Source organism: Acidimicrobiia bacterium, assembly GCA_040880805.1.
In the GTDB taxonomy this organism is placed as follows: Bacteria; Actinomycetota; Acidimicrobiia; order IMCC26256; family DASPTH01; genus DASPTH01.
Genome location: JBBDHW010000045.1, coordinates 10,221 through 18,625 on the forward strand (window position 1 = coordinate 10,221; position 8,405 = coordinate 18,625).

The following is an 8,405-nucleotide window of genomic DNA, read 5'->3' on the forward strand; positions in this document are numbered from 1 at the left end:
ACCGCCTCGTCGTGCGGGGCACGACGGTCACGCTCACGGTGTCGTCCGGGCCGAAGCTCGTGGCGGTTCCCTATGTGGTCGGCTGGTCGGCCGACGACGCGCTCGGGGAGCTCCAGGACGCCGGGTTCGCGGTGGCCATCGCGACCGCGCCGGTGCCGAACAGCCAGGTCGGCGACGTGGTGGCCGAGGACCCGCCGGGCGGGCGGGCCCCGGAGGGTGGCACCGTCACCGTCACCGTCGGGATCCGCCAGCCCGCGAAAGGTAGATAGTTCGCCTCGCTAATTAGTCTGGTAAACTATCGGGCGTGACCACTCCGACCGCCACCTCCACCCCCTCGGGCCCCACGCCCACCGAACTCGCCCCCGAGGTCCTTGCGTCCCGGCTGCGGCTGGCCAACGCCCGGCTCGCCCGCCGGGTGCGGCAGGAGGCGCTGAGCGGGGGCGACGACCTCACCGCGTCCCGTCTCGCCGCGCTCGCCACCATCGAAAACCTCGGGCCGATCACCCTCGGCGAGCTCGCGGCCGAGGAGCAGGTGCAGCCGCCGAGCATGACCCGCATCGTCGCCCGGCTCGAGGAGCACGGCTTCACCACTCGTGAGGTCGACGCGCAAGACCGCCGCATCGTGCGCGTGCAGATCACCGACGCCGGCCGCCAAACCCTCGCGCGCAGCCGCACGCGCAAGAACGCGTTCCTCGCCAAGCGCGTCGCGCGCTTGTCGCCCAACGAGCGCGCCGCGCTCGCCGACGCGCTCCCCGTTCTCGAGCAGCTCATCGGCGACTGATGGCCACCGCGCGGGGCATCGCGTCCACCACGTTCCGCTCGTTGCGCACGCGCAACTACCGGCTGTTCTTCATCGGCCAGGGCATCTCGCTCTGCGGAACCTGGATGCAGACCATCGCGCTCGGGTGGCTCGTGCTGAGCCTGTCGCACAACAGCGGCGTCGCGATCGGTGCCGTCATCGCGCTGCAGTTCGTGCCCACACTCTTCCTCGGGGTGTGGGGCGGCGTGCTCGCCGACCGCTTCGACAAGCGCCTCCTGCTGATCCTGAGCGCCATCACGATGGGGTGCGCGGCGGCAACCCTCGCGGTGCTCACGCTCACTGGCGTCGTCGCGCTCTGGATGGTGTTCGCGATCGTCCTCGTGCAGGGCCTCGCGCAAGCGGTCGACAACCCGGCCCGGCTCTCGTTCGTCTCCGAGATGACCGGTCCGGCCGACCTCCCGAACGCCATCGGGCTCAACAGCGCGCTGTTCCAGGTGGCGCGCATCGTCGGCCCGGCGTTCGCGGGCGTGATCATCGTGCTGGTGGGCACGGGTCTGTGTTTCGCGCTGAACGCGCTCTCGTACGTCGCGGTGATCGGCGCACTGCTCTTGATGGACACATCGGTGCTCCACCGCGGTGCGCCGGTGGCCAGGGCAAAGGGCCAGATCCGAGAAGGCCTCCGCTACATCCGGGAGACGCCCGAGTTGCGGTCGATCCTCATCATGACGGCCGTGGTCGGAACGCTCGCGATCAACTTCCCGGTGGTGCTGCCGCTCTTCGCGAAGGTCACCTTCGACGGCAACGCCGCCACGTACAGCTGGATGACGGTGTCGATGGGTATCGGCGCGCTCGTCGGAGCTCTGGTGGTCGCGCACAAGTCGAAGCCCACCGGGCTCGTCGTGGTGGTGAGCGGCCTCGGGTTCGGTGCCGCGATCATCATCGCCTCGCTCGCGCCCACGATCGCGTTGTTCGTGTTCGTGGTCGCGTTCGTCGGCGCCGGCCAGATCACGTTTCTCGCCACGTGCCAGTCCACCGTGCAACTCGAGGCGGAACCGTCGAAGCGCGGGCGGGTGATGTCCGTCTACACGATCACGATCCTCGGTACCACGCCGATCGGCGGTCCGCTCATCGGCTGGATCAGCCAGGAGTTCGGCCCGCGCTACGGCTTCGCGATCGGTGGCGTGGCCACCCTCGCCGTCACCCTCTTCTTCGCCCGCACCCTGCTGCGCGCCCCGCGCCGCAGCTCCACCAACGAACCGGCGTCGCTCGAGGTCGTAGAGCGACCTCTGACGACGCCGGTTGCGTCTACGTAAGGCGGGTCTGCGGGAGCTCGTCGATGCCGCCGGCGCGGAGCTCTTCGACCGCGGGCACCGGGTTCGGGTCGGAGAACAGCGCCGCGTCGGTGTAGTCGGCCGGACGGCTGGTGCCGTCGACCATCCAGCACGACGCTTCGAGCGCGATGCCGTTCGGGTCGGTGAAGTAGACCGACCGGACGAAGCCGTGGTCGACGACCGTGGTGACTTCGGAGCCGGCCGCGAGCAGCCGCTTGCGCAGCATCTCGAGCGCGTGCTCGTCGGGCACGTCGAACGAGATGTGGTCGAGCTGGATGGCGCGGTCGCTCGGCCCGCCCGCCGGCTTCGCGAACGTTTCCGCGCCGGGCACCTCGAAGAACGCGACCGTGTTGCCGGTGCCCATCTCGAAGAAGTAGTGGCGCATGGGCCCCGCCATCGTGGTGGCGACCAGGCGCATCCCGAGCACGCCCACGTAGAAGCGCACCGTGGCGTCCATGTCGGGGGTGACGAGCGCGAGGTGGTTGATGCCGCGCCAGCGCGGCGCGTCGGGGAGCTGATCGGTTCCAGCCATGCGCGATTCCTCTCGTGCGGAGCTTTCCATGGTATGGCTCGTGACAGGTGTTGGAACCCGCCTACACCGGGCGGGATTCCCATTCCTTCGACACCGCGCGGAAGTCGAGCCGGTCGACCGCGGCGATCTCGGCGCGGGCACGGCGGCTGAGCGACTTCGCCGACTGCTTGCCCATCGAGCGCACGACCCACTGACGAGCGAGGCCGGCGCCGGCGCGGCCGGGAGTGAGCCCGACGTCGGGCCGCCGTTCCGGGTCGAGCGCGATCGACAACGCGAGCGCGGTGACGAGGCCACGCCGCGGATCGACGCCCGCCTCGCGGAGTCGGTGGATCAGATAGGACGCGATCACCTGGATCTCGCGGATGCCGCGCCGTACGCTGCTGCCGAGCTGCATCGCGATTGGGATCGCGACCAGCGTGTACTTGATCGCCGGTACCGGCACCTTCTTGCCGGCCTTGGTGCTCAGCTTCGCAATCGGCAACGCGCGTTCCACGAACCCGGCGAGCGCGCCCGCGGTCGCGAACGACATCGCGAGGTGGTGCTCTGTCATCACCCGCTCGAAGTCGTCTTCGCTGTGAATGTCGAATGGCTCGTTGAACACCCGGTCGAGCGCGGAGTCGACCATGCGGCGTGCGCGATCGGTGAGCTGACGCGACACCCTACGGGGATATTCGACGGTCACGAACGCAGGCCCTCGAAGCGCAGGCCGTCGAGCAGCGTGTCGAGCAGGCGGTCGTAGCGCTCGGCCTTGTCGCCGCGCTTGGGATCGATGCCCACGACCTCGAGCATCACGAGCCCGTGCATCGAGCCCCACCAGATCTCGGCGATGTCGGCCGCGTCACCCTTGAACGCGCCGGCGTCGATGCACCGCTGCACGCTCGCGACGAGCCGATCGAAGGCACCGAACGCGACGCCGAGGCTGGGCTTCGTGGGTACGAAGTCCGGGACCGCGCCGCCGAACATCACCATGTAGTGCGTGGAGTGCGCGAGGGCGGTATCGCGGTAGGCGCGCGCACACGAGCGGAGGTCGGCAACCGGGTCGTCGGTCTTCGGCACCGCGCTCATGCCGTCGCAGAGGTGCCGGAACCCCTCCACGTAGAGCTCGTCGACCACGCCTTCCTTGCCGCCGAACCGGCTGTAGAGCCCCATCGTGGAGCAGCCGGCCTCCGTCGCGATCCGCCGGACGGTGAGGGCGCCCGCGCCGTCGGCCGACAGGATCCGGCTCGCGGCCTCGAGGATCGCCTGGCTCTGGTCGTCGTCACGGCTGGGCACGTCCATCAGTCTTCCCGGTTCTCGAAGGTTTCGCTTGACACCTGCAATAACTACGTTATCATAACGATGTCATAACAGTGTAACGCACGCGCAGGGGGATGGAGGCCGAGACCATGGAATCGCTCATCACACCACACGCCCGGCGAGCCGCCCCCTCGGGCGGGCGGCAGGTGCGCCCCCGGCGCGATGGGCCGCGGTCGGGACATGCCGGATACGACCGCCGCTGGCTCACCCTCGCGGTGCTGTGCGTGAGCCTGCTCGTCATCGTGATCGACAACACGATCGTCAACGTCGCGCTCCCGACCCTCCAGCGCGACCTCGGCACGAGCATCACCGACCTCCAATGGGTGGTCGACGCGTACACGCTCGTGTTCGCCGGGTTCCTCCTCACCTTCGGCGCGCTCGGCGACCGCTTCGGTCGCAAGGGCGCGCTCACCGTCGGCCTCGTGATCTTCGGCCTCGCGTCCACGGCGGCTGCGTTCTCCGGTGGCGTGAACCAACTCGTGGGTGCCCGCGCGGTGATGGGCCTCGGCGCCGCGCTCATCATGCCGGCGACCCTCTCGATCATCACCAACGTGTTCATCGACCCGCGCGAGCGCGCGATCGCGATCGGCATCTGGTCGGGCGTCGCCGGCATGGCCATCGCGCTCGGTCCCGTCGCCGGCGGGTTCCTGCTCGAGCACTTCTGGTGGGGCTCGGTGTTCATCGTGAACGTGCCGATCGTGGCGGGCGCGCTCGTCGCGGGCCGCTTCCTCGTTCCCACGTCGCGCAGTCTCGAGGCGCGGCCCATCGACGGGACCGGCGCGGTGCTCTCCATCGTGGGGCTGGTCGCGCTCGTGTGGGCGATCATCGAGGCGCCGAGCGACGGCTGGACGAGCGCCCCGATCGTCGGTGCGTTCGCGGTCGCGCTGCTCGCGCTGGCCGCGTTCGTCGCATGGGAGCGCAGCGTCGAGTACCCGATGCTCGACGTCCACTTCTTCCGCAACCCGCGGTTCACCGCCGCGAGCCTCACCGTCACGCTGGTGTTCTTCGCACTCGTCGGCTTCATCTTCCTCGCGACGCAGTACCTGCAGTTCGTGCTCGGGTACTCGCCGTTCGAAGCCGGCGTGCGCACGCTGCCGTTCGCGATCGCGATGATGATCGTGGCGCCGTCGTCGTCGAGGCTCGTCGAATGGGCGGGCACGAAGCGCGTCGTGGTCACCGGGATGCTGGTGTTCGCGACCGGCCTCGTGGTCGCGTCCACGTCGACGGTCGGCAGCGGCTACCCGCGGGTGGCGCTCGCGATGGTGCTGCTCGGCAGCGGCATGGGGCTCGCACTCGCGCCCTCCACCGAGTCGATCATGGGCTCGCTCCCGCGCGACAAGGCCGGTGTGGGCTCCGCCGTGAACGACACGAGCCGCGAGGTGGGTGCCGCCCTGGGGGTGGCGGTCGTCGGCAGCATGCTCTCGTCGATGTACGGGAGCCGGTTCCTCGACCAGATCCCCGCCGCGGTGCCCGCGCGTGCGCGTGACGCCGCCGACAGCTCACTCGGTGCCGCGCTCGCCGTCAGCGGCCAACTCGGTCGTGCGGGCGCCGGGATCGCCGACGTCGCGCGCGAGGCGTTCGTGTACGCGATGTCACGCGCGTCGCTCGTGACCGCGGCGATCGCGGTGCTCGGCGCGCTCGTTGCCTGGCGCTTCCTGCCCGCGCGCGCGACCGACGACGAAATTGTGCCCGCGCGTCAGCCCGCGTCGGCGAGGCCGATCGGACAACTCAGGCCGGTGCCGCCGAGCCCGCAGTAACCACCGGGGTTCTTCGCCAGGTACTGCTGGTGGTAGTCCTCGGCGTAATAGAAGGTGGGCGCGGGCAGGATCTCGGTGGTGATCTCGCCGTAGCCCGCGGCGCGCAGCACCTCTTGGTACATGTCACGCGACGTCTTCGCAGCCTCGAGCTGCGCGTCGGTGGAGCAGTAGATGCCGGAGCGGTACTGCGTGCCGACGTCGTTGCCCTGGCGCATGCCCTGGGTGGGATCGTGGCTCTCCCAGAACAGCTTCAGCAACCGCTCGTAGGGGATCACCTCGGGGTCGAACACCACGAGCACCGCCTCGGTGTGGCCGGTGCGACCGGAGCACACCTCCTGGTACGACGGGTTCGGCGTGATGCCCGCGGCGTACCCGACGGCGGTGGTGTACACACCGTCGGCCTGCCAGAAGACGCGCTCCGCGCCCCAGAAGCAGCCGAGGCCGAACATTGCCTGTTCGAGGCCGTCGGGAAACGGCGGCGTGAGCTTGTGGCCGTTGACGAAGTGCTCGGCGGGCACGGGCATCTCGGTGTCCCTGCCAGGAAGTGCGTCGCCGACCGAGGGCATGTCGTTCTTGCGACCAAACAGCGCCATGGTTCTCCTTCCCCGATCAGTCTTCCGGGCGCGCGCGACGTTACGCCCTCATCTTGTGCTTCTTGTTCTTGTGTTTCTTCTTCTTCGACTTGTCCCCCGCGGTGCCCATGGTGACGGCGGTGTCGTCGCCGACGATCGACGCGAGGTGGTGCACGCGCTCGCGCAGGTCCCGAACGTCGACGAGCAGATCGTCGAGACGTTGGATGAGCTCGCTGGCGTCGAACTGCAAGCGCGCGGCTGTCTCTGGCTCCACCGGAGTGAGCGACTCGATGACCTCGCGAAGACTCCGCCCGAGTCCCGCTTGTCGCTCCATTTGGACAGGCTACGCGCGTTCGAGCACCGCTCCGGGAATCGCGCCGGAGTTCGCGCTGGGGTTCACGTGATCGCGCACCTTGCGCATCGTCTTGGCGAGCTGTTGGAGCTCTTTGGGCGTGAGCACGCTGACGAAGCACTCGTCGAGATGCTCGAGGTGCACGGGCACCGCGGCCTCGATGCGCGCGAGCCCGGCCGCGGTGAGCGACGCATAGGCCACGCGGCGGTCCTCCGGGCACTGCTCGCGCACGACGAGGTGCGCCTTCTCGAGGCGATCGATCGCGCGCGTGAGGCCGCTCGGTGACAGCGCCACCTGCGCGGCCAGGTCGCACATTCGCAGCCGGTGGCCGGGCGACCGAGCCAAGCGCAGGAGCACCTCGAACCACTGGACGGACAGCGCGCACTCCTCCGTGAGCCGCCGCTCGAGCGCCGCCGACAACCCGGCGTGCGCTTCGAACAGGAGGATGGCAGCGGTGAGCCGTTCGTCGTCGAAGGGGGCGTCCGGAGCCACGGAGGAAGAATATCCGTAAACACTTGCACGCGCAAGGATCTGGGCTACGTGCGCATCCGCAACGAGCTCGGATCAGGCCGGTTCGGCTTCAGGTCACCTTCGACGGCGTCGTTACCGACCCGTGGGGCAGCACGCGGACCTGAGCCGACGAACCAGGTGTTGCCCACGGAGAGTGGCTAAAGTGGCGCTCCTCGTGGAATCTCCGGTATCGAATCCCGGGCAGGCGGAGGCGTGACGGACATGGCGGCCGGGGAGTACACGCTCGACCCGTTGGCGGACGCGAGCGGTGCCACGCGCACCGCTCACCATCCGGCGTTGGGTCGCGTCGTGTGGCGGTGGTGCCGCTGGACCCGCCTGCCGCTCACCCCCGGCATCCTCGTGGTGGCCGCCCTCACCATCGTGATCGACGTCGTCACCGCGTGGGACGACATCTCGCTCGGCCACCTCGGCCGCGTCTCCATCTCTCCCGCGCTGCCCCTCGGCGCGCTGCTCGCGTTCATGGTCGGTGTGCGTCGCCTCGGCCTCGACCGCGCCAACCTCCTCGCGTGGCGCGAGTTCCTCGTCGTCAGCAGTGCCGCGTTGGTCTTCGGGCTTCTCCAGTACACCGTGAACCTCGGCGGTTCGCGCGAAGCGTTCGGGTTGGTCCTCGCCGCGCTCGGCGAAGAGCTCGTGTACCGCCTCGCAGTCCTGATCATCGTCGGCGCCGCGTGCGCCGCGCTCGTCGGGCGCAATTGGCGCAATGCCGAAGACTGGGGTGTCGGTCCCGGGATCGTCGCGTTGCTCGCGGCTGGCCTCGTGTTCACGCTGCTGCCCGGCCACATCTCCCAGATGAGCGACGGCCTCCACGCGCTGCCGTTCGCGTGCCTCGGAGTGGTGCTCGGCTACGCAGTGCTGCGCACCGGCGCGCTGCTCCCGGCCGCCGTCGTGCACGCGCTCCTGAACCTCGCCACGATCGCCGCGCTCGAGGGGCAGGTGTCGGCCGGCGTGCGCAGTCTCCTCGCCGCCTTCGCGCTCGTCGCGCTCGTGCTGGCCACCATCGTGGCCGGCCGACGGCTCGGGATCCTGCGGCCGGTGCCCATGGAGGACGCGACCTGATCATTGGTCGCTCAGGCTGAACGCCGCGTACCGTTGCGACGTGTGAGAGCCGCGCGCGACCGGGCGCGTCGCCACGCTCGGAGGTCCGCCGTGGTGATGGCGGTCGTCCTCGTCGTCGTCACGGGTGTGCTCCTCGTCGTCGTCAACGATCTCGTCGACGGGTCGTCGTTCCACCCGGCGAGCCACGCGTCGCGGTTGTCAAGCGCGACCGACGACGG

Annotated in this window: 11 protein-coding genes; 5 read left to right on the forward strand and 6 right to left on the reverse strand. The window is 69.6% G+C overall.

Annotated features, from left to right (window positions below):
- The 3 genes from WD271_11895 to WD271_11905 form a co-directional block, all read left to right on the forward strand.
- Positions 1 to 269 (forward strand): PASTA domain-containing protein (locus tag WD271_11895; protein ID MEX1008535.1); only part of this gene is annotated, 269 nt, incomplete at its 5' end.
- 35 nt (positions 270 to 304) lie between these two features.
- On the forward strand, positions 305 to 781 hold the full coding sequence (locus WD271_11900; protein ID MEX1008536.1) for a MarR family transcriptional regulator: 477 nt from the start codon (positions 305 to 307) through the stop codon (positions 779 to 781).
- Positions 781 to 2,073, forward strand: coding sequence for an MFS transporter (locus tag WD271_11905; protein MEX1008537.1), 1,293 nt, complete (start codon positions 781 to 783; stop codon positions 2,071 to 2,073). The genes WD271_11900 and WD271_11905 overlap by 1 nt, the downstream gene beginning before the upstream one ends.
- On the opposite strand, the gene WD271_11910 is transcribed toward WD271_11905, so the two are convergent.
- The 3 genes from WD271_11910 to WD271_11920 form a co-directional block, all read right to left on the reverse strand.
- Positions 2,066 to 2,623 carry a VOC family protein gene (locus WD271_11910; protein MEX1008538.1) on the reverse strand — a complete coding sequence of 186 codons (558 nt, stop codon included), beginning with the start codon at positions 2,621 to 2,623 and terminating at the stop codon, positions 2,066 to 2,068. The two genes, WD271_11905 and WD271_11910, sit on opposite strands and share 8 nt — an antisense overlap.
- A gap of 61 nt (positions 2,624 to 2,684) precedes the next feature.
- On the reverse strand, positions 2,685 to 3,281 hold the full coding sequence (locus WD271_11915) for a hypothetical protein (GenBank protein MEX1008539.1): 597 nt from the start codon (positions 3,279 to 3,281) through the stop codon (positions 2,685 to 2,687).
- Between the two features lie 20 nt (positions 3,282 to 3,301).
- Entirely contained in the window at positions 3,302 to 3,901 is a 600-nt protein-coding gene (locus WD271_11920; protein MEX1008540.1) for a TetR/AcrR family transcriptional regulator, read from the reverse strand.
- A gap of 164 nt (positions 3,902 to 4,065) precedes the next feature.
- Here WD271_11920 and WD271_11925 point away from each other — a divergent pair, with 164 nt between their 5' ends.
- Entirely contained in the window at positions 4,066 to 5,676 is a 1,611-nt protein-coding gene (locus tag WD271_11925; GenBank protein MEX1008541.1) for a DHA2 family efflux MFS transporter permease subunit, read from the forward strand.
- On the opposite strand, the gene msrA is transcribed toward WD271_11925, so the two are convergent.
- From msrA to WD271_11940, 3 genes are read right to left on the reverse strand one after another with little or no spacing between them, the layout of a single operon-like run.
- Positions 5,616 to 6,269, reverse strand: coding sequence for a peptide-methionine (S)-S-oxide reductase MsrA (gene msrA, locus WD271_11930; protein MEX1008542.1), 654 nt, complete (start codon positions 6,267 to 6,269; stop codon positions 5,616 to 5,618). The two genes, WD271_11925 and msrA, sit on opposite strands and share 61 nt — an antisense overlap.
- Positions 6,270 to 6,309: 40 nt before the next feature.
- A complete protein-coding gene (locus WD271_11935) occupies positions 6,310 to 6,582 on the reverse strand; it encodes a hypothetical protein (protein ID MEX1008543.1) in 273 nt (90 codons plus the stop codon).
- Positions 6,583 to 6,591: 9 nt separating this feature from the next.
- Positions 6,592 to 7,092 carry a MarR family transcriptional regulator gene (locus WD271_11940; protein ID MEX1008544.1) on the reverse strand — a complete coding sequence of 167 codons (501 nt, stop codon included), beginning with the start codon at positions 7,090 to 7,092 and terminating at the stop codon, positions 6,592 to 6,594.
- A gap of 240 nt (positions 7,093 to 7,332) precedes the next feature.
- Between WD271_11940 and WD271_11945 the strand changes: the two genes are divergently transcribed.
- Positions 7,333 to 8,187 (forward strand): type II CAAX endopeptidase family protein, encoded by an 855-nt coding sequence (locus WD271_11945; protein ID MEX1008545.1) that lies wholly within the window; start codon positions 7,333 to 7,335, stop codon positions 8,185 to 8,187.
- Positions 8,188 to 8,405 lie beyond the last annotated feature (218 nt).

Bases quoted from the DNA above. Each gene is read 5' to 3' on its own strand.
- WD271_11945 (MEX1008545.1), top strand. From the start codon at position 7,333: ATGGCGGCCGGGGAGTACACGCTCGACCCGTTGGCGGACGCGAGCGGT.
- WD271_11920 (MEX1008540.1), bottom strand. From the start codon at position 3,901: ATGGACGTGCCCAGCCGTGACGACGACCAGAGCCAGGCGATCCTCGAG.
- WD271_11905 (MEX1008537.1), top strand. From the start codon at position 781: ATGGCCACCGCGCGGGGCATCGCGTCCACCACGTTCCGCTCGTTGCGC.
- WD271_11935 (MEX1008543.1), bottom strand. From the start codon at position 6,582: ATGGAGCGACAAGCGGGACTCGGGCGGAGTCTTCGCGAGGTCATCGAG.
- msrA (MEX1008542.1), bottom strand. From the start codon at position 6,269: ATGGCGCTGTTTGGTCGCAAGAACGACATGCCCTCGGTCGGCGACGCA.
- WD271_11910 (MEX1008538.1), bottom strand. From the start codon at position 2,623: ATGGCTGGAACCGATCAGCTCCCCGACGCGCCGCGCTGGCGCGGCATC.